Genomic DNA, 19705 nt, shown 5'->3' on the forward strand with positions numbered 1-19705 from the left:
CTGGTACCCCTAATCCTGGTTATGTCGCGCATCCTGCGGACGTCAGGCTGTTCTCATATTTAACGCAAATTATAGGAAAAGCTGGCGGCCGAAAAAAGGGGAAGCTGGGGCAGCTGTAAGGCGCCCGGCAGAAAGGCTGCGATATCCGGGGCTTAGCGGCGGCGCACGGGGTGCATGATTTTGCACTGCACCCTCACGGGGGCCTGTTTGCAGGTCTGGTGCGGCATTTTGGCCCGACGCGGCGGCACTGATTCCGGGCGCCGGGCCGGTGCCTTATCCCGCCCGCTCGATGAGCGCCATGGCCGCGGCCGGGTTCTTCACCTTGTGACCGCTGATCACGTAACAATAAACATCGCGCGGCGCCTTTTCCGGCTTGCCGGCGACGGCGGTCTCCAGCCCGTCCGGCAAGCCGCCCGCGGCCCACTCCTTTGCCCGGGCCGCCCACAGGTCCAGCGCCTTGTCGCTGTAGCCCTTCTCGTTCTCCTCGCTGGTGCCCATCAGGCGGGCATAGACGAAGGGGGCGGTCACATCGGCGATCTGCGGATATTCGCTGTCGGCTGCCATCACGATGGCAACACCGGCTTCGCGCACCATGGCGATGAAATCCGGCGAGCGGAAACTTTCATGCCGCACTTCCACCGCATGGCGGATGGTCCGGCCCTCAACGCTTTTGGGCAGCAGCTTCAAAAACGCGCCGAAATCCTCAGGATCGAACTTCTTGGTGCCCATGAACTGCCAGTTGATGGGGCCGAGCTTATCTTTCAGCTCCAGAAGGCCGCTGGCGAAGAAGCGCTCGATGCTCTCCCCGGCTTCCGCCAGCACACGCCGGTTGGTCGAAAAGCGCGGGGCCTTGAGGGAGAAGACAAAATCCTCCGGCGTCTCATCATGCCATTTGGCAAAGCTCTCCGGCTTTTGCGAGCCGTAATAGGTGCCGTTGACCTCGATGGAGGTGAGCTTGCCGGCCGCATATTCCAGCTCACGTTTCTGGGCGAGCTTTTCCGGATAAAACGCCCCGCGCCAGGGCTCGAAAGTCCAGCCGCCAATACCGAAACGAATGCGTCCGCTCATCCCCGTCTCCCCGTTATTTGTCCCCGGCATACCGGAACATTCTGGCAACGGAGCTTACAGCCAGTCGGGGCCGCAGGACACCCGCTTCTTGTGGGCCGGCTCGTGAAGATGGCCACAGTCGGGTGCGGGGGCTTGCCCTTGCAACAGGGTTCAATACCGGCCGGGCGCCGCCATGCGAGGAAGAAGGCACATCAGCCTCCGTGAGGAAAACAAGGAAAGCGGCCATGTTTGATGAGAATGTCCCCCCGGTTGCCGAGGCAGCCGAAGCCTCCCTGCCCGGGAGCGCCGAGGCGCAGCGCTGCGTTATCCTTGTCGATGCCGCCCTGCCGCCGGGCCGTGCGGCCAATGCCGCGGCGGTCATCGCGCTCACCCTTGGCCAGCGCCATCCGGAGCTGGTGGGGCCGGAGCTGGTGGATGCCAGCGGCATGGCCCATCCCGGCCTTATCCCCATCGGCATCACCATTCTGGCAGCAACGCCAGAGGAGATGGCTGCCGCGCGTGACAAGGCACTGGGGCGCGGGCTGGATGTGGTGGCCTTTCCGGTCGAGGGCCAGCAGACCACCGATTATGCGGCTTTCCGCGCGGCCGTCTCCTGGGTGGAAACGGCGGCTCTTACCTTTGTCGGCATCGGTCTTTACGGGCCCCGCAAGGCGGTGGGGCGGGTGGTCGGGCGCTTTGGGCTATTTGCCTGAGGCCCGGTTTTAGCGGGCGACGGCCGCCTGATAGGCGCCCGGGGTTACTGCCATCTGGCGAAAGAAGCTGCGCGTCATATGGGCCTGATCGGCAAAGCCGCAGGCTGCCGCCACCTCGGCCAGCGGCTCGCCCAGCCGGATAAGGCGCGCGGCATGGCGCACACGGGTCTGGCGCTGGAAGGTGTGCGGGGTGATGCCCTCGCTCTTTTCAAAAGCGCGGTAAATCCGGTAGGGCGGCAGGCCGCTGGCAGCGGCAAGGTCGGCAAGACTGACCTTGCCGGCAAGTGTTTCTTCCAGATAGTCCCGTGCCCGTTTTACCGCGAGCGCCTCGCCGGTTGTCCGCTGCCGGCTTTCATCCGGTACGGCGGCATCGCGCATATGCCGCTCCCCCAGCCGCTGCGACAGGTCGAGGAAGTGCTGGTCGCGCGCCAGCGGCTCCAGCCCCTGTTCGCTCATCAGATGCATGTCGAGGAAGAGCCGGTTGAGCCCTGCATCGCGGATGACCGGGCCCTTCAGCGAACTGGTGCCGCGCGGGCTGCCACCGAGCGGGCGCCGCAGGGCTTCCACATCGATATAGAGCGTGCGCTGGCTCCAGCCGCTGCCATCCACCGGCTCGCCGGCATGCGGCGCATCGGCGTCGATGGCGTAGAGGTCACCCTTGCGGGCGATGAAATCATGGCCCGGCATGCGGATATGGATGGCGCCTTCAGTGATGAGGGCAAGGCAGGCCGTCTCATGCACGTGGAAATCATAGACATAGTCGGCGAACTGCCCTTTCAGTAGTTCGGCATCCAGATCGTCCGATCGCCAGAAGGCGGTCTGAGCGCGGTGATTGCGCCGTGCCATGGCCTGCAGCCGGTTTCCTGATGGTCAAAAAGGGGGCCAGTATAGCGCGTCACCGGCATCCTTGTACGGCCAGGCTCACATGAGGCTCTTCGGCCGGCGCGCCGCCATGACGAGCGCGAAGGCGGCGAGGCAGCAGAGCATGCCGGCCAGAAAGACAGCCCGATAACCGAAAGGCCCGGCGATCAGCCCCGCCGCCGGCCCGGTGATCGCTAGCGCAAGATCGAAAAAACCGATGAAGCCGCCGATGGCGATGCCGCGATTTTCCGGCGTGACCCGCTTCATCGCCTCCACCCCCATGGCCGGGAACATCAGCGAAAAACCGACGCCGGTCAGGGTCGCGCCCACCAGGGCAAGGCTGGCCGTCGGGGCGCCCCAGAGCAGCAACTGCCCCACCGCCTCGGCGATGAGAGAGAGGGCGCCAACCCCCATGCCGCCGATGCGGTCCGGCAGATGGGCAAAACAGATGCGGATGAGGATATAGCCTGCCCCGAAGGCGGTCATCGCGAGCCCGGCGCCGGTCCAGCCTTCCGCCTCGTAATAAAGCGCGATGAAGGCGGCCATGGCGGCAAAGGGTGCGCTGGCAAGCGCAATGGCGAGCCCGTGCCGCCAGATCATGCCGATCACCCTGTAAAAGGGCGCGCGCCTTGCACCGTTGGTGGCAAAATTCGCCGCGGGAAGCAGCAGGGCCAGCGCAAGGCCGGCAAGCGGCAGCAGGATGGTGGCAATGGCAACGCCGGTAAAACGGGCGGTCTCCAGCAGCCACAGGCCAAACGGGGCACCGAGGCCGAAGGCGGCATAAAGCGCGATACCCTGCCAGGCAATCACCTTGCCGGTGTGGCGGCTGCCGGCCCGCGCCATGCCCCAGGTCACGGCCCCGGTCAGGAACAGGCTTTCCGCAAAGCCCATCGCCACCCGCCCGGCCAGCAGCAGGCCAAGGCTGAACCAGGTTTGGGTAATAAAGGCGGATGCGAGATAGGCGAGCCCGGCAAGGCTGGCGACCGGCAGGCCGATCAGCACTGTCGGGCGCGGCCCGCGCACATCGCTGGTGACCCCGGCGAGCTGGCGGGTCAGCACCGTCACCAGCGACTGCAGGCCGATAACGAGGCCGGCCATGGTGGTGCTGAAGCCCAGTTCTTCATGCACCCGCGCCGCCAGCACCGGCAGCGGAACGGCGATGGCCAGAAATCCGGTAAAGATCACGATGCAGAGCGGCAGGATCGCCCACACCAGATTGCTGACAGTGCCCTCTTCGGGACCGCCGGGAGTGGTGGCCGGGGCCGGGGTTGGTGAAGGTGAAGGTGAAGGGGCTGTCGTTACCGTCATCGGGAGCATTTCCCTTCGCGCAAAAGCAGCTTGCCATCGGGGCAACCGGGCCGGGAGGCGGTTTTGCGTTGGCTGACGTTAACGCTTACGGCCGGCCCGCGACGCTTGTTGCCGAAGGCCACGTCCGCAGTCGGGAATGGGGCCTGATTAACGGCCCCTTGCCGGAGCGTCAACTACCCCCGAGGATGGGCCGGGCACAGCCCTGTCCTTGCCTTTGCCGGCGGCCAACCCCATATGCCGGGGCTTGTCTGGCTGGCAGGCATTTTTTCAAGAGGAGCCGTTTCGGACCCCCATGTTTCTGACATCCCTTGCCGTCGTGCTTGTCCTCGTGCTGCTCAACGGCGTTTTTGCCATGTCCGAAATGGCTGTCGTCTCTGCCCGCCGGGCCCGTCTCGGCGCTGCCGCCAAACAGGGTAACAAGGGGGCGGAAGCCGCCCTTGCGCTGGCCGACGAGCCGACGCGCTTCCTCTCCGCCGTGCAGACCGGCATCACCCTCATCGGCATTCTGGCCGGTGCTTATGGCGAAGCGTCGCTGTCGGGCGAGCTTGATGGCCTGCTGGCCGGGGTGCCGCTCATCGCCCCCTATGCCCGGCCGCTTTCCACCGCACTTGTCGTCATCCTTATCACCTATCTTTCCCTGGTGGTCGGCGAACTGGTGCCCAAGCGCCTTGCGCTGCTTTATCCGGAGGCGATTGCCGCCCGTGTGGCGCGCCCGCTCTCGCTCATGGCGCGTATTATGGCGCCGGCCGTGCACCTGCTCGCGCTTTCCACCGGCGGCGTGCTGCGCCTGCTCGGCCTCGGCAACGGCCGCCGGCAGGAGATGACGCAGGAAGAGGTGGAGACGGTGATTGCCGAGGGCACCTCCGCCGGCCTGATCGAACCGGCGGAGCGGGAGATGATGTCCGGCATCATGCGCCTTGGCGATCGCCCGGTGCGGGTGGCGATGACGCCGCGCCACGAGGTTTCCTGGATTTCGCTGGCCGACGAAGACAGCCAGCTGCGCGCCGAGATTGCCGGCTGCCCCTATTCGCGCATGGTCGTTGTCCGTAATGACGATCTCGATACCCCGCTGGGCGTCCTGCACAAAAAAAGCGTGCTCGAAGCTCTGCTGGCCGACCCGCAGAAGGCACAGCAGCCGCTGGCGCTGGAGACGCTTGTCGAGGTGCCGCTCTTCATTCCCGAGACGGCTTCCGTGCTCTCCACGCTGGAGCTCTTCAAGAAAACCACCGTGCACATGGCCTTTGTTGTCGATGAATTCGGCACTTTCCTGGGCGTGGTGACGACGGCGGACCTTCTGGAGATGATCGCCGGCGATTTTCCTGAGGCGCATGACACGGTGGAACCCGGCATCGTTCCCCAGGAGGATGGCAGTTTCCTCATCGAGGGCAGCAGCGATATCGAGGATGTCTCCCGCCGCATCGGCCACCGTTTTGCCGAGGCGCGCGGCTTCCATACCGCCGCCGGCCTCGTGCTCGACCGGCTTGGCCGCCTGCCGCAGCCGGGCACAGAGCTGATGGTGGAAGGCTGGCGCATCACGGTGCTTGAAATGGAAGGGCGGCGCATCAGCCGGCTGCGTCTGTTGCGGGCAGAGCGTTGAATATCCGGGTGTTCTTTTACTGCTGCGGCAACATCAAAAGGCTGTGAGCAGGCAGCACGACTGTTGATTGCTTCATTGCCGTGCGGGCCGCAGCCGTTCATCTTGCGATGTAGCCATCGTCATTTTTGCTCCATTTGGACCGTTCCCCGCCCCGTCTTCCGAGCTTTTCCCCTCATGTCTCAGACTGTCGAATTCCAGGCTGGAGAGCTCATCTACCGCCAGGGCGAGGCGCCGGAGCCGCTGGTCGCCTATGTCATCATCTCCGGCGCGGTCGAGGTTTCCCTGGAGGTGCCGGGGGCACCCTCCCGCGTACTCGCCCAGCTGGGGGAGGGCGATATCGTCGGTGAGCTGTCGCTGATCGACGGCCATGTCCGCTCGGCCAATGTCGTGGCGCTGACCGATTGCCGCATGCTGCTGGTCGGCCGCCGCCAGATCCTGAACCGGCTGGAAGAGAGCGATCCCTTCGTCGTCGATATGTTCCGCACCATGGTGCGGCGCCTGCGCCTTGCTTATGGCGACGTTGGCGTCGACCAGGGGCATAGCGACTTCATCGGCGAGCTGAGTTTCGAGCGCGATATGGAAGAGGGGCTGGAGCGCGGCGAGTTCGTGCCCTTCCTGCAGCCCATCGTCGATATGGCGACCGGCCATACGGCCGGCTTCGAGGCGCTGGCCCGCTGGCGCCTTTCCGGCGGTGGCCTGCGCCCGCCGGCCGATTTCATTCCGCTGGCGGAGAAGACGCGGCTCATCCAGCGTATCGACATGACGGTGATGACCCAGGCGGCCTGTGCCCTGGCAGCCTCTGCCCATACCGGTTTCCTGTCCTCCAATCTTTCCGCCAGCCAGTTTTCGGACGACCGCATCATCGACCGCGTCGCCTCTGTGCTTTCGGTGAGCGGCCTTCACCCCTCGCGCCTGCATCTGGAAGTGAATGAAAGCGCGCTCATCAGCGCCGATGCCCGCACCCGCCATATTCTTGAGGAACTGCGCGGGCTCGGTGCCTCCATTTCGCTGGATGATTTTGGCACCGGCTACAGCTCGCTCGGCTACCTGCACACCCTGCCCATCGATACGCTGAAGATCGACCAGTCCTTCGTGCGCGCCATGGAGCGCGGCGAAAAGGCACGGCGCCTCATCGCCGGCATGGTCACCATGGCCGGCACGCTGGAAATGGATGTGGTGGTGGAGGGCGTGGAAACCGCCGAGGAATCGGCCCTTATTCGCGACATGGGCGCCACCTGGGCCCAGGGCTGGCTGCATGGCCGCCCGGCGCCGGTGGAAGAAGCGCTGTCCCGGCCAGCGCCGGCAAAACCTTCCGGCAGCACCTTCGTTTTCTGAACGCTGCTTTGTCCCGACAAAAAGCCCGCCGCAGGGTTCGTCCGCGGCGGGCTTTTTGTTTGTCGTGACGTCGCGGGCTTATTCCGCCAGCGCCGCCAGAATGCGCGCCCAGGAGCGTGTGCCCTTGTGGAAGCTCGTGAGGTCGTACTTCTCGTTGGGCGAATGCACGCGGTCATCATCAAGGCCGAAGCCCACCATCAGGCTGTCCATGCCCAGCTCGCGCTTGAAGGAGCCGAGGATGGGGATGGAGCCGCCGCTGCCGACGGTCACGGCCTTGCGGCCCCATTCTTCCGTCAGCGCCGCCTTGGTGCGGGTAATCGCCTCGCTGCCCTGCGGCAGTTCCAGCGCCGGGCTGCCATGGTCGTCACCTTCGGAAAAACGCACCTTGCAGTCGGCCGGCAGCCGCTCGCGCACGAAGGCGCGGAAGGCGTCGATCACCTTGTTCGGGTCCTGCTGGCCCACAAGGCGGAAGGTGAGCTTGGCATGGGCCTCCGAGGGGATGACTGTCTTGGTGCCGGCACCGGTATAACCGCCCCAGATGCCGTTGATCTCCGCCGTCGGGCGGGCCCAGAGCTGGTGCAGCACCGGCATGTCCTTTTCGCCGGCCGGCACCGAAAGACCGATCTCGCCGAGGAACTTCTTTTCATCAAACGGCAGTCCGGCCCAGTCGGCCGCCAGCTCCGCCGGCACTTCGGCCACACCGTCATAAAAGCCCGGAATGGTCACATGGTTATTGTCATCATGGATCGCCGACAGGATGCGGCTCAGCACGCGGATCGGGTTGGCGGCAGCCGAGCCATACATGCCGGAATGAAGATCCCGGTCGGCCGCGATGATGGTCATTTCCTCGCGCGCCATGCCGCGCAGCGCGGTGGTGATGGTCGGCACGCCTTCCGCCACCATGCCGGTGTCGCACACCAGGATCAGGTCGCCCTTCAGCTCATCCTTGTTGTCGGCAAGGAACGCGGGCAGGGAGGGGGAGCCGCACTCTTCCTCGCCTTCCAGCACGATGGTGACGGGGCAGGGCAGGGAGCCTTCAACGGCAAGTGTTGCCCGCACGGCCTCGATAAAGGTCATCAGCTGGCCTTTATCGTCGGCCGCACCGCGCGCAACGATGCGCTTCTTGCCGCCCACTTCCTTGATCTGCGGCTCGAAGGGCGGGGTTTCCCACAGATCGAGCGGATCGACCGGCTGCACATCGTAATGGCCGTAAAAAACCAGATGCGGGCTCGCCTTGCGGCCCTTCATGTGGCCGATGACCATCGGGTGCCCGGCCGTCGGCCGCACGGAAGCATCGAAGCCCAGATCCGTCAGCGCCTTGCCCAGCCAGGCCGCCGCTTTTTCCACTTCCGGCTTGAAAGCCGGGTCGGTGGAGATGGAGGCGATGGAGAGCAGCTCGAACAGGCGCGCCAGAGAGGCATCAAGCCCGGCATCGATGGCGGAGAGAACGGCTTCGGTCTTGGACATGAGTAAAGAGAACCCTTCTGGATTTCTGTCGCCGTGCCGGCACGGCTTGTGGTTCGAGCTATAGGCCCGCACCTCGGCCCTTGCCAACCCCGGTGCGCCCTTGTCGTGAAGCGGCAAACAAAAACCCCGCCGGATCGCTCCGGCGGGGTTTTCTTGTCGGTGCCTTGCGGCGGGCTGCTTACTTGGCAGCGGCCCAGGCAACGGCGGTGTCGCTCATCCGGTTGGAGAAGCCCCACTCGTTGTCGTACCAGCTGAGGATACGCACGAAGTTGCCTTCCATGACCTTCACTTCCTTGAGCGCGAAGATCGAGGAATGCGAGTCATGGTTGAAGTCGTGGGAAACCAGCGGCTCGTCATAGCAGCCGAGGATACCCTTCAGCGGGCCGGACGCGGCGGCAGCCTTGATGGCTTCCTGGATCTCGGCGACGGTGGTGTTCTTCTTGGCGACGAACTTGAAGTCGACCACGGAGACGTTCGGCGTCGGCACGCGAATGGAGGTGCCGTCCAGCTTGCCATTGAGGTGCGGCAGCACCTTGCCCACGGCCTTGGCGGCACCGGTCGAGGTCGGGATCATGCTGAGAGCGGCAGCGCGGGCGCGATGCAGGTCGGAATGCATGGTGTCCACGGTCGGCTGGTCGCCGGTGTAGCTGTGGATCGTGGTCATGAAGCCATGATCGATGCCAACGGCCTTGTCGAGCACATAGGCAACCGGCGCAAGGCAGTTGGTGGTGCAGCTGGCGTTGGAAACGATGGTCATCGCCGAGGTCAGCTTGTCATGGTTCACACCATAGACAACCGTCAGGTCTTCGTCGGTGGCCGGGGCGGAGATCAGCACGCGCTTGGCGCCGGCTGCCAGATGCAGCGAGGCCTTGTCGCGGGCGGTGAAGCGGCCCGAGCATTCCATGACGATGTCGACACCCAGATCACCCCAGCCGCACTTGGCCGGATCGGGGCTCTGCACGACCTTGATGGTCTTGCCGTTGACGACGAGGTTGCCGTCCTTGACTTCGACGGTGCCGGGGAAACGGCCATGAACGGAGTCATACTTCAGGAGATGCGCGTTGGTGGCGGCGGGAGCGAGGTCGTTGATGGCAACGACATCCACATCCGTGCGGCCGGATTCCGCAAGCGCGCGAAAGACGAGACGGCCAATGCGGCCAAAACCGTTGATGGCAACCTTAACGGCCATGGTGGTACTCCCTCATTTCAGTCTGGCGTTTCAGTCAGGCGTGTATTCAGGCGGACAAGGGTCAGCCGGCCGGTCGGCCGGTCCGACAAAAACATGGGTTCGGAAGGCCCCGGGGAAGGCGCAGCCGGTTGGCCACATTTCCCCCGGGGTGCTTTTTGCTCCCGAACGGTCAGTCTTGTAAACGCTTCCGTGCAGCTGCGACGATTGCGTCGCTGGTGATGCCGAAATGCTCGTAGGCCTTCTCTGCCGGGGCGGAGACGCCGAAGCTCGAGATGGCGATAACAGTGCCGTTCTCGCCGACAAAGCGGCTCCAGCCCATCGGATGCGCCGCCTCGATGGCGATGCGCACGGTGCCGGCGCCCAGCACGCTGGCCTGATAGGCTGCGTCCTGCTTGTCGAAGAGTTCCCAGCACGGGCAGGAGACGACAGCAGTGCCGACGCCTTCGGCTTCCAGCACGTCACGGGCGGCCATGGCCAGCTCGATTTCGGTGCCGGTGGAGAAGATGGTGACCTTCTGCTCACCCGTGGCCTTGCGCAGCACATAGGCGCCGCGCGCGGTCAGGTTCTCTTCCGTGTGTTCGGTGCGCACGGTCGGCACGCCCTGGCGGGAGAGGGCGAGCAGCGACGGGGTGTCGGGCGTGTTGACCGCCAGTTCCCAGGCTTCCGCCGTCTCCACGAGGTCGCACGGGCGGAACACGTTGAGGTTCGGCATCGCACGCAGGGCCGCCAGATGCTCGATCGGCTGGTGGGTGGGGCCGTCTTCGCCAAGGCCGATGGAATCATGCGTCATCACATAGATAACGCGCTGCTTCATCAGGGCCGACAGGCGGATGGACGGGCGGCAGTAGTCCGCAAAGCTGAGGAAGGTGCCGCCATAGGGGATGAAGCCGCCATGCAGCGCCATGCCGTTCATCGCTGCGGCCATGCCGTGCTCGCGCACACCCCAGCGGATGTAGCTGCCGTGGAAGTCGTTGCGGGAGACATCCTGCTGCGGCTTCACCAGCGTGAGGTTGGAGCCGGTCAGGTCAGCGGAGCCGCCCACGAGGGTCGGCACGGCAGCGGCCAGCACTTCCAGCGCCTTCTGCGAGCAGGCGCGGGTGGCAAGCTTGGGCTTGTCCGTGCTGGCGCTCTGCTTCAGGGCGTTGATGGCGGCGGAAGCCTCGGCGGAGAAGTCACCCTTCTCGGCCTTTTCAAAGGCGGTGCGCTTGTCGGCCGGCAGGGCGGCAAGGCGCTTTTCCCAGGCGGCGCTGTCGGTTGCGCTGCGCGCACCGGCAGTGCGCCAGGCGCCCATGATGTGGTCCGGAATCTCGAACGGGGCGTAGGGCCAGCCGAGCGCTTCACGCGCACCCTGGATTTCCTTGTCACCCAGCGGCGAGCCGTGGCTGGAGGCGGAACCGGCCTTGGTCGGTGCGCCGAAACCGATGGTGGTGCGGCAGGCGATCAGGGTCGGCGTCAGCGTCTTCTTGGCAGCTTCGATGGCGGCGGCAACGTCGCCGGCATTGTGGCCGTCCACGCTGTGGGCATCCCAGCCATAGGCGCGGAAGCGGTCGAGCGTGTGATCGGTGAAGGACAGCGCGGTGGAGCCGTCGATGGAGATGCCGTTGTCATCGTAAAGCACGATGAGCTTGCCAAGGCCGAGATGGCCGGCGAGCGAGGCCGCCTCGTGGCTGATGCCTTCCATGAGGTCGCCGTCGGAGGCGATCACGTAGGTGTAGTGATTGACGATATCGTCGCCGTAACGCGCGGCAGCCATACGCTCTGCAAGCGCAAAGCCCACAGCGGTGGCGATGCCCTGGCCCAGCGGGCCGGTCGTCGTTTCCACACCGGCTTCATGCTCGGCTTCCGGGTGGCCGGCGGTACGCGCGCCCAGCTGACGGAAGTTCTTGAGCTCGGAGAGCGGCATGTGCTCGTAGCCGGTGAGGTAGAGCAGCGAATAGAGCAGCATCGAGCCGTGGCCGGCCGACAGGATGAAGCGATCGCGGTCAGCCCAGGTCGGCTTCTTCGGATCGAACTTCAGGAAGCGGCTGAACAGCACCGTCGCCACATCGGCCATGCCCATCGGCATGCCGGGGTGGCCGGAATTGGCTTTCTGGACGGCGTCCATGGAAAGGGCGCGGATGGCATTGGCCATCTCGGCATGGGAAGCGCCGGAAGCGGTGCTGGAATTTGCGGAAGCGGGCATGGGGCGGCTGGCCTGGACTCTTGGTCGCTGGGAAAGGCGGAGGCACGGCGGGCCGGTCGTCCGGCTCTATTGCCGTAATGGGCCTTCTTCAAGGCCGCTGCACCATGCCCGCGAGATGCGGCAAAATCAACCGGTGGCTTGGTAGAAAAGGCGCTGCCAGGCCTATTATCCGTTTGCCAAACGTGAGGGAAGGGCGGCGCCCGTGTCGCACCGCCCTTCAGTGCCCTCTGGAGAGCATCGTGCTGGCAGTTTACTTAACGCTTCTTGATGGGCTTTTTAAGGACACCGGTGCGCTGTTCCTCATTGCCGTCATTCAGCGTCAGCTCTTCCTCTGCTTCATCGAGAACTTCAAGCCTTCGCGCATTTTCAGCTCGTTTCAGGGCTGTTTCTTCTTTCTTTCTTTTCCGCTCCCGTTTGGCTTCCTCTTCCTTGCGGCGGGCGATTTCCTGCTTTTCCTCAAAGGTCTGCGGTTTTTCCCTTGTCCTTTTAGTGCCCTGCCTCGGCGGTAAATCTTCCAGGATGATGTTTTCTTCGTATTCGTCATCTCTTCGGGACAAGGAGCCTCGTTTGTATATCTCCTCGGTAAGCCTCTTGATCATTGCCGCATCTGAATCGAACTCATCGCGGATAACGGTGGTTGAGGCTGGGTAGGCATTGGCCGCGAAATAGATGAATTCCTCAGTCGCGGTTAGCAGATAGCTTTCCGCCGATTCCTTGTCGAATTCGGCAATTTCCTCAGCGCCGGCAACCGCAGCCTGGCAGTCGAAGAGGCCGAAGAGCCTGTCCATTATGGTATCGGCATCGGCATCTGTGATGCCGCCTTCTATGTTTCTCAAGGCTTCCAGAGCCTCCGGCTCACCGTGCCCGGCGGCAGGGGCGGAGTAGTTGACGGCCGTTGGGCGATTGTCGACGAGCGCCATATAGGCCTCGGCGGCATCCGTTACCTGATTGGCGTTGACGGCCTGATCGGTGCTGACCTTTCCGAGTTTCGCAATGATGTCGTCGATCTTGCGAATATAAAGAGGGAGTATTTCTGCCCTTTCCTGATAGGGGCGGGTCAGTTGGTCGTCGCTCTTCGGGATTTTCTCATTCGTATAGAAGCTGTATTTTTCCGGGGAGAAGCGGGTTTTTATGCCCTCAAGGGCGTCAATTAGGTCCTGTACGGTGGTGTTTTCTCCGCGCGGCAGCAGTATGCGCGTTGCCGCGTTTTTCATGAGCTGTTCGCTGCTGGTGTGGTCGCCCATGCTGCCGGCATCCTTCAGCGAATCCGACCGGCCGACGAACTTGATGTTTCCGTCCTGTATTCGTGCGGTGAAGTTGGACGGTGCCGGACGGGTGCCGCGCGGGTTGCCGGCACTCAGGTGAGCGCTTACCTCAACCCAGTTCCCCAGATCCGGAACATCTATATCGAGCTTGGCTCTCAGCTCCTTTGAGCAGGCGCTGAAGACGGTCGGAAAGGCCTGCGCCACTGTATAGAGGAAGCTGGTTCTCTGGTCGGCGATCTGCTGAGCGTCCAGCTCCCCAGAAATCTCCGAAGAGGCGTCGTAGAGTTTTGCCAGCTCTTCCGCGGCAGCCTTGGGGCTGTTCGGTAAGCCATCGAGCTTGCCTTTTGTGATCAGGGTGGTCTCAAGCGCTCTCAGGACGGCAAGAGTGCGTCCTTCTCCCTTGCCGGTGACGTTGCTGCGGGAGGCGCCGGAGACCTTGCTCTTGATGCCGGTATCCAGCGATGCACCAGGAAGGCTGTCCCTTATTTCCAGATAATGTGACCCCAACTGCTCAAGGCTGAGTTTCTGGAATCCGCCACTCTCCGGGTTCGCGAGTTGATCCAGCAGATCGAGCAGTTGTTTGTTGGGCGCCGGACGGTCCTTTCGGAAGGCAGGATATTTCTTCAACTGAGCGAACAGGAGCGCCATGTTCGCCTTGGCGTCCGCTACGTTGCGCCCGGCAACGGCCGCGGCGATGACTTCCCGGTTGGCGGAGAAGGCGGTGGAGTGCTGGCCCTGGCTGCCACCATGTTTGGATTTGGGCCTGCCGGCGATATTCAGCTCGGTGATGATGCCGTCATCATCCGTCTTGGCTCGTAGCTGCACCTCCGAGGCATCTGGATCGGCGGGGGCGTGCCAGATATAGCCGACAGCGTGGTCCCTCAGGCCGAAGCTGGGAGTATTTTGCTGGGTAAAGAGGTTTGTAGCTAGTGGCTGTCTGTTTATTTTGGGTAATATGTTGAAGATGAAGTTGAGTTGTTGAGTGTTCAGTGCCTGAGAGTTTTGATAGTTCTGTGACCTCGGGTCGTCGTCTCTGTAATCCATGATAAAATTTCTTTCTTTTATTATTCCAGACCGACCTGCAATTTACTAACTCCATCCCGCAGGGTTTGGCCAAGTCTCAGCGAAACGCCGAAAGGGTTGGCGTCGTAATCTTCCAGCACCGAACCGCTGGCAAGCAGGGCATCAAAGGCATCCAGGGCGGTTTTGACCCCTGTGGCCGTCTTTGCCGAGGGCTGGGCATCATAATTGAACAGCGCGGCCATCAATCTGGTGTGGTTGCCGCCAGTCAAAGCCAGAAAGCCGTAGTCGGCGATCTGATTCAGGTCGGGGTGATTATAGTTGCGCAGGGCCTTCTGTAGCGCCCCGATCTGCTTATCGAGCGCTTCCTTGGTCTCCTGCCAGATCGGCATCAGCCTGACCGGCCGGCCGGCGGTGAGGCTGGCGAGGCGTTGCCGGACATCTTCATAACCCTGTAGTGCTTCCGCCGGCCGCATGCTCTGCCGTGCGGCATCGGCGCGTTTGAGATCAGCGGAGAGGGTGCTGCGTTCTTCACCGGTAAGCTGGCCGCGTTTTTCCTCGGCCAGTGCGACGACGCGGGCGCGTGCGCTCTTCAGCTCTTCCTCGCCGATCTGTGCTCCCTCGTCTTCGACCTCGGGGCTGGCCTCCTCTTCCAGCTCCGGCAGCGCCTCCAGCTCATCTCGCAGCGCCGAGAGCAGGGCTATTGCCGCGGTCGCGTCTCCGGAGGCGGCCAAGCTGGTCGCCTGCTTAAGGCCGGCGGACATGCGGGCGGCGGTGTCCTTGCCAAGTTGCTCGCGTCTGGCGCGGCCAAGAGCAATCACCTCGCCGCGCAATTCGGCGACTTCGGATTGCAAGTCCATGTCGTTGTTGGCGGGCCCGCCGGTCGCGCTGCCTTCAGCGGCTTTTTCCCCGTTGCCGACATTGTCCTCGGCTTCGGCGCCGGTTATCTCTTCCTCGTCCTCCGGACTATCGGCTTCCAGCAGGGCGCCATCCGGTCCGATGACCTGGATGGTGTATTTGAGGCCGACCTGTTTAAGAAACAGCCTGATGCGGCGGGCGAGGCCAGTGATGGGTTCGCTGACACAGGTAAGCGTCAGCAACTTTTCTTCCAGCGCCAGGCTACCGCAAACGGTTTTGGGGGTCTCGCCGCTGCTCTTGGCCAGTTTAGCGAGTTGCGGCGGGGCCTTGAGCTTGTGCAGGATCAGCACGTCGCCCGGGGGTTTCTTGCCAAGGCAAAATCCGAAATTCACCGGCTTGCGCCGGGCAACGGCGAAGAGGGCGCGGTAGCCCTTTATTTCGTCTTCGCTGAGAATGGCTCAATCCTCTGTCAGAGGGCTGCATGCTAGTCGCAATCTATCCTATTCGCTAACATGGTTTGGTTAACATTTTGTGCAAAATGAACAGTCTAGCACGCCATGGTTGTCAACTTTTGGCGTCGTTTACACTGAGGCTCCAATCGCAGCAAAGCCCCCGATGCTCTATTTCGCCTATGGCTCCAATCTCGATCCGGAACAGATGCTCGCCCGCTGTCCCGGCCATGAATTCGTGGCCGTTGCCGGGCTTGCGGACCATCGCCTGACCTTCCCGCGGTTTTCCACCGGGCGGCGTTGCGGCGTGGCAGGTATCGAGCCGGAAGCGGGGGCAAACGTCTGGGGCGTTATCTACCGGCTGACCACTGAAAATCATGCCGCTCTGCGCGGGTTTGAAGGGTACGATCCGGGGCGTCCGGCAGCGGAAAACCACTATGGCGAAACCCGCCTGACACTGACTGGTCGGGGCGGCGAGCGTTATGAGGATGTGCTGTCCTATATCGCGACCCCGATGGCCGGCGGGCCGTTCCTCCCCGATGCGGCCTATCACGGCCATATCCTGCGCGGCGCCCGCCACTGGCAATTGCCGGCGGCCTGGATCGTGTTTCTGGAAGCCATCGAGCCTCTTGAGGCAGTCGCGGCCTCTCCGGCCTGAAGGTCGCAGCCCGATGCCGGGCTCTTGCCCCTGAATGCGGTTTCAGCCTTGATGGGGGCCTCCTTCAGAAAGGACAGGGCAGATGGCAGTGGCAGCAGGCAAGGCGGCGATAGCGATCCATGGCGGGGCCGGGGCTATTCCCCGGGCCGAGCTGGGGGATGAGGGATATCGCCGGGCCCGCGAAGGGCTGCGGCAGGCACTGCTGGCCGGCTGGCGGGTGCTGTCGGCCGGTGGCCTCGCGCTCGATGCGGTCGAGGCGGCGGTGCGGGCGCTGGAAGATGACCCGATGTTCAATGCCGGCCATGGCGCCGTTTTCAATGCCGGTGGCGAGCATGAGCTTGATGCCGCCATCATGGATGGTCGCACCCTGGCGGCCGGTGCCGTGGCCGGCGTTCGCACTATCCGCAATCCGGTGAGCGCCGCCCGCCGCATCATGGAAGCCTCCGACTGCGTGTTGCTGGCGGGAAGCGGGGCCGATGCCTTCGCCCGCGAGCAGGGGCTGGAGACTGTCGCCCAGGATTATTTCTCCACCGATCTGCGCCGGCGTTATCTGGAACGGGCGAAACTCGCTGAAGCCGGCAAGCTGGAGCGGCCGGCGAGCGAAGCGGAAAAACATGGCACCGTCGGCGCCGTTGCCGTCGATGCTCTTGGCAATCTTGCCGCCGCCACCTCCACCGGCGGATACACCAACAAGCGGGTTGGCCGGGTAGGGGACAGTCCGGTGATCGGCGCTGGCACCTATGCCGCCAACGGTGCCTGCGCCGTCTCCGGCACCGGGCGCGGCGAGTATTTCATTCGCCACACCACGGCGCGCGACATCGCCGCGCGCATGCAGTTTGCCGGCATGGGCCTTGCCGAGGCGGCACATGCCGCCATCTTCACCGATCTTGCCGCGCATGATTGCGGCGCCGGCCTGATTGCCGTCGGGCCGGACGGCACCGTCGCCATGCCTTTCAACACGCCCGGCATGTATCGCGGCGCGATTACTACCGATGGCGTGCTCTGCGTCGGCGTCTATGGCGATGATTTTTCGGTTGTCGAGACACTGGGGTAACGGCGGCTTCCCACACAAAAGACATGTTTTGCGCTCAGGGGCTGTAGCGCCCCGGCGTTTGCTTGATGCGCGCTGTTGACGCAGAGCCTTAAGAAAACCTAAATTTCAAAAGGTTCTGCGCCGATCTTGGGCGCTGATCTGATGACCCGCGCCGGAACGTTCCACCCCATGTCCGATTTTGAAACTTCGGTTGCCGCTCTGGAGGCCGCGATCGCCCACCTGGAAAAGGTGCTGGCCGACCGCGAGGAGGAGCTGCGCGAGTTGCGCGAGGAGGTGATCTCCACCCGCGCGGATCGCGACATCCTGCGCCGGCGCGAGCAGGCGGTGAGCGACCGGCTGGACCGGGTCATCGGCGACCTGCAGGCGGGCAAGTACGTCTGATGGTGAACGGTTGCCCTCAAACCAGCTGCGGGATGTGCTGAATGGCGCGTGTAGATGTCGTGGTCCATGGCCGCACCTATCCGGTGCAGTGTGATGACGGGCAGGAAGATCATGTCCGCCGCCTTGCCGCCCGGCTCGATGGCGCGGCTGCCGAGATCAGTGGCGGAGTCAGCTCCATGCTCTCCGATGCCCATCTGCTGGTGCTCTCCAGCCTGATGCTGCTGGATGAGGCCGAGACGGCGCAGCAGGAAGCTGCCAGCCCGAAAGGGGCCGAGGGACTTCCGCTTTTTGATGAGGCCGCGGCCACAGTCCGGGTGCAGGAAATCACCGCCCGCATCGAAGCCCTTGCGCAACGGCAGGACCGCTCCTAATTCTATCAGCGGGATGGCGCTGCAACGCGCGACAGGCTCAGCGATCCCCGGGCCGAATATCAATCCTCTTGGGAGCTGTCCCTGTCGGGGCCCTGGCCCCGGTATATGGCGCCCACCTGTCTTTGGCAGGCGCGGAGGATCATGGCATGCCATCGGCCACGCGGCCCATCCCACTTCTTTCCTGCCCGGCGGCCTTCCGGGTCCGGCGCTGACCAGCTCATGACCCGCCTTTCCGATGTTGAAGTGATCGATCCCGCCGATGCGGCGCTGACGGCGGCCAAACGCGCCGCCCGTCGCAGCGCACGGCTGGTGCGTGCCGAAGCGTCGCGGGCCGAGCCCGCCGCCGCCGGGCTGCTGGCCGCCCGCCTCGTGGGGCTTCTGGCCGGACCGGACGGGAACGGCGCGGCCGGCAAGGTGGTCGCGGGTTATGCCGCCTTCGGGGACGAGTTGGCTGTCGAGCCGGCGCTGGCCCTGCTGGCGGAGGTGGGCGCCCGCACGGCGCTGCCCGCCATCGTGGCGCTGGCGGAGCCGCTTATCTTCCGCGCCTGGCGGGCCGGCGATCCGATGCGGGAAGGCTCCTATGGCATCCTGGAGCCGGACGCCACCGCCCGGCTGCTGCGTCCGGATATCGTGCTGGTGCCGATGCTGGCCTTCGATATGGAGGGTCATCGCCTCGGTTATGGTGGCGGGTTTTATGACCGCACGCTGGCGGCGCTTGCCGCCGATGGCGGCCTGCCGCCGCTGGCCATCGGCATCGCCTATGGCGTTCAGGGGGTGGAAGCCTTGCCCCGCGGCGTCTATGACAGAAGGCTCGATCTTGTGGTGACGCCGGAAGGCATCCCCGTCGACAATCGCGCCGCGCGTCGCGCCTGATGATCCATCGGGCCTGCCGCTTCAGGGCCGCCCTGCGGCGGCCTTTGCTTTTTGCTGTTTGATCTGAAGGACTGGTCGAGGAACGATGAGGCTGCTTTTCCTGGGAGATATCATGGGCCGCGCCGGCCGCGATGCCGTTGCAACCCACCTGCCCGGGCTGAAGGCGCGCCACAATCTCGATGCCGTCGTCATCAATGGCGAGAATGCCGCGGCCGGCCGTGGCATCACCCGCCAGATCGCCGAGGAACTGCTGGCCCAGGGCGCCGATGTGGTGACCACCGGCAACCATGTGTGGGACCAGCGCGAACTGGTGCAGCAGATCGATGCCATGCCGCGCCTGCTGCGCCCGGCCAACCTGCCGGGCGGCACGCCGGGCCGCGGCGCCGTGATCGTGGAAGTGCGCGGCGGGCGCAAGCTGCTGGTGGTCAACCTCATCGGCCGCCTGTTCATGGATCTCTATGACGATCCTTTTGCCGCCGCCGACCGCATCCTCGGTGAAGTCGGGCTCGGGCGCGGCTGCAATGCCGCCCTCTTCGATTTCCATGCCGAGGCGACGAGCGAGAAGCAGGCACTCGGCCATCATCTCGACGGGCGCGTGTCGCTGGTCGTCGGTACCCACACCCATGTGCCGACCGCCGATACCCGCATCCTGCCCGGCGGCACCGCCTATCAGACCGATGCCGGCATGTGCGGCGACTATGACAGTATCATCGGCAACGACAAGGAAGCCTCGACTCACCGCTTCCTGCGCAAGATTCCCGGCCCCCGCATGGAACCGGCCAAGGGCGAGGCCACGCTTTCGGGCGTGCTGGTTGAGACGGACGATGCCACCGGCCTTGCGATCAAGGTGGCGCCGCTGCGCGTCGGCGGGCTGCTGATGCCTTCGTCGGAGGCTTTCTGAGCCGGTTTTTGGTTCTCTTTCCGCCGGGTTTTGCCGCGCTGCGGAATGGCCGGCAGCTTGACCGCAAACCGCCCATGCAGTACCTCCGGGCGACCCTTCTCGCCGCTTCATGAGGCGGCATGTGACCAAAAGCGCCCCTGCCATCGGGCGGCGCTTCGCAAAAGCAGTTTTCAAAA

General features: G+C 64.1%; 17 protein-coding genes and 1 other RNA gene. 10 read left to right on the plus strand and 8 right to left on the minus strand.

The annotated features are described in order from the left end of the window. Positions 1 to 273: 273 nt before the first annotated feature. Entirely contained in the window at positions 274 to 1068 is a 795-nt protein-coding gene (locus tag QTL98_RS05195) for a DUF72 domain-containing protein (protein WP_445681162.1), read from the minus strand. 224 nt (positions 1069 to 1292) lie between these two features. Between QTL98_RS05195 and QTL98_RS05200 the strand changes: the two genes are divergently transcribed. Further along, the gene (locus QTL98_RS05200) at positions 1293 to 1760 is read left to right on the plus strand and encodes a DUF2000 domain-containing protein (protein ID WP_445681163.1); all 468 of its coding nucleotides are present in this window, start codon (positions 1293 to 1295) and stop codon (positions 1758 to 1760) included. 9 nt (positions 1761 to 1769) lie between these two features. Here QTL98_RS05200 and QTL98_RS05205 read toward each other — a convergent pair whose 3' ends face one another. After that, positions 1770 to 2606: an AraC family transcriptional regulator gene (locus tag QTL98_RS05205; protein WP_445681164.1), complete on the minus strand. Its 837-nt coding sequence runs from the start codon at positions 2604 to 2606 to the stop codon at positions 1770 to 1772. Between the two features lie 75 nt (positions 2607 to 2681). Continuing rightward, positions 2682 to 3929, minus strand: a complete 1248-nt coding sequence (locus QTL98_RS05210; RefSeq protein ID WP_445681165.1) for an MFS transporter — start codon at positions 3927 to 3929, stop codon at positions 2682 to 2684. 292 nt (positions 3930 to 4221) lie between these two features. On the opposite strand from QTL98_RS05210, the gene QTL98_RS05215 reads away from it, so the two are divergent. Both QTL98_RS05215 and QTL98_RS05220 read left to right on the plus strand, forming a co-directional pair. Continuing rightward, positions 4222 to 5526, plus strand: a complete 1305-nt coding sequence (locus tag QTL98_RS05215; RefSeq protein ID WP_445681166.1) for a hemolysin family protein — start codon at positions 4222 to 4224, stop codon at positions 5524 to 5526. A gap of 174 nt (positions 5527 to 5700) precedes the next feature. Next, complete coding sequence (locus QTL98_RS05220) at positions 5701 to 6861, plus strand: EAL domain-containing protein (RefSeq protein WP_445681167.1); 1161 nt, start codon at positions 5701 to 5703, stop codon at positions 6859 to 6861. A gap of 78 nt (positions 6862 to 6939) precedes the next feature. On the opposite strand, the gene QTL98_RS05225 is transcribed toward QTL98_RS05220, so the two are convergent. The 5 genes from QTL98_RS05225 to QTL98_RS05245 all read right to left on the minus strand — a co-directional run bounded on the left by QTL98_RS05225 (position 6940) and on the right by QTL98_RS05245 (position 15234). Beyond that, positions 6940 to 8328, minus strand: a complete 1389-nt coding sequence (locus QTL98_RS05225; RefSeq protein WP_445681168.1) for a dipeptidase — start codon at positions 8326 to 8328, stop codon at positions 6940 to 6942. 178 nt (positions 8329 to 8506) lie between these two features. Then, positions 8507 to 9517 (minus strand): type I glyceraldehyde-3-phosphate dehydrogenase, encoded by a 1011-nt coding sequence (gap, locus tag QTL98_RS05230; RefSeq protein WP_445681169.1) that lies wholly within the window; start codon positions 9515 to 9517, stop codon positions 8507 to 8509. Positions 9518 to 9686: 169 nt separating this feature from the next. Beyond that, positions 9687 to 11699 carry a transketolase gene (gene tkt, locus QTL98_RS05235; RefSeq protein ID WP_445681170.1) on the minus strand — a complete coding sequence of 671 codons (2013 nt, stop codon included), beginning with the start codon at positions 11697 to 11699 and terminating at the stop codon, positions 9687 to 9689. Positions 11700 to 11953: 254 nt separating this feature from the next. Beyond that, positions 11954 to 14008: a hypothetical protein gene (locus tag QTL98_RS05240; protein ID WP_445681171.1), complete on the minus strand. Its 2055-nt coding sequence runs from the start codon at positions 14006 to 14008 to the stop codon at positions 11954 to 11956. A gap of 20 nt (positions 14009 to 14028) precedes the next feature. After that, positions 14029 to 15234, minus strand: a complete 1206-nt coding sequence (locus QTL98_RS05245) for a hypothetical protein (protein WP_445681172.1) — start codon at positions 15232 to 15234, stop codon at positions 14029 to 14031. A gap of 223 nt (positions 15235 to 15457) precedes the next feature. Here QTL98_RS05245 and QTL98_RS05250 point away from each other — a divergent pair, with 223 nt between their 5' ends. The 7 genes from QTL98_RS05250 (at position 15458) to QTL98_RS05280 (ending at position 19529) form a co-directional block, all read left to right on the plus strand. After that, positions 15458 to 15949: a gamma-glutamylcyclotransferase family protein gene (locus QTL98_RS05250; RefSeq protein ID WP_445681173.1), complete on the plus strand. Its 492-nt coding sequence runs from the start codon at positions 15458 to 15460 to the stop codon at positions 15947 to 15949. An 82-nt stretch (positions 15950 to 16031) separates the two neighbouring features. Continuing rightward, positions 16032 to 17003, plus strand: coding sequence for an isoaspartyl peptidase/L-asparaginase family protein (locus QTL98_RS05255; RefSeq protein ID WP_445681174.1), 972 nt, complete (start codon positions 16032 to 16034; stop codon positions 17001 to 17003). Between the two features lie 168 nt (positions 17004 to 17171). Further along, positions 17172 to 17384, plus strand: coding sequence for a hypothetical protein (locus QTL98_RS05260; protein ID WP_445681175.1), 213 nt, complete (start codon positions 17172 to 17174; stop codon positions 17382 to 17384). 41 nt (positions 17385 to 17425) lie between these two features. After that, on the plus strand, positions 17426 to 17755 hold the full coding sequence (locus QTL98_RS05265; protein WP_445681176.1) for a cell division protein ZapA: 330 nt from the start codon (positions 17426 to 17428) through the stop codon (positions 17753 to 17755). Between the two features lie 13 nt (positions 17756 to 17768). Next, positions 17769 to 17926: non-coding RNA, 6S RNA (gene ssrS, locus QTL98_RS05270), on the plus strand. Between the two features lie 48 nt (positions 17927 to 17974). Then, complete coding sequence (locus QTL98_RS05275; RefSeq protein ID WP_445681177.1) at positions 17975 to 18628, plus strand: 5-formyltetrahydrofolate cyclo-ligase; 654 nt, start codon at positions 17975 to 17977, stop codon at positions 18626 to 18628. Positions 18629 to 18713: 85 nt separating this feature from the next. Then, the gene (locus QTL98_RS05280) at positions 18714 to 19529 is read left to right on the plus strand and encodes a TIGR00282 family metallophosphoesterase (protein WP_445681178.1); all 816 of its coding nucleotides are present in this window, start codon (positions 18714 to 18716) and stop codon (positions 19527 to 19529) included. Positions 19530 to 19705 lie beyond the last annotated feature (176 nt).

Source organism: Radicibacter daui, from assembly GCA_030657355.1.
In the GTDB taxonomy this organism is placed as follows: Bacteria; Pseudomonadota; Alphaproteobacteria; order Radicibacterales; family Radicibacteraceae; genus Radicibacter; species Radicibacter daui.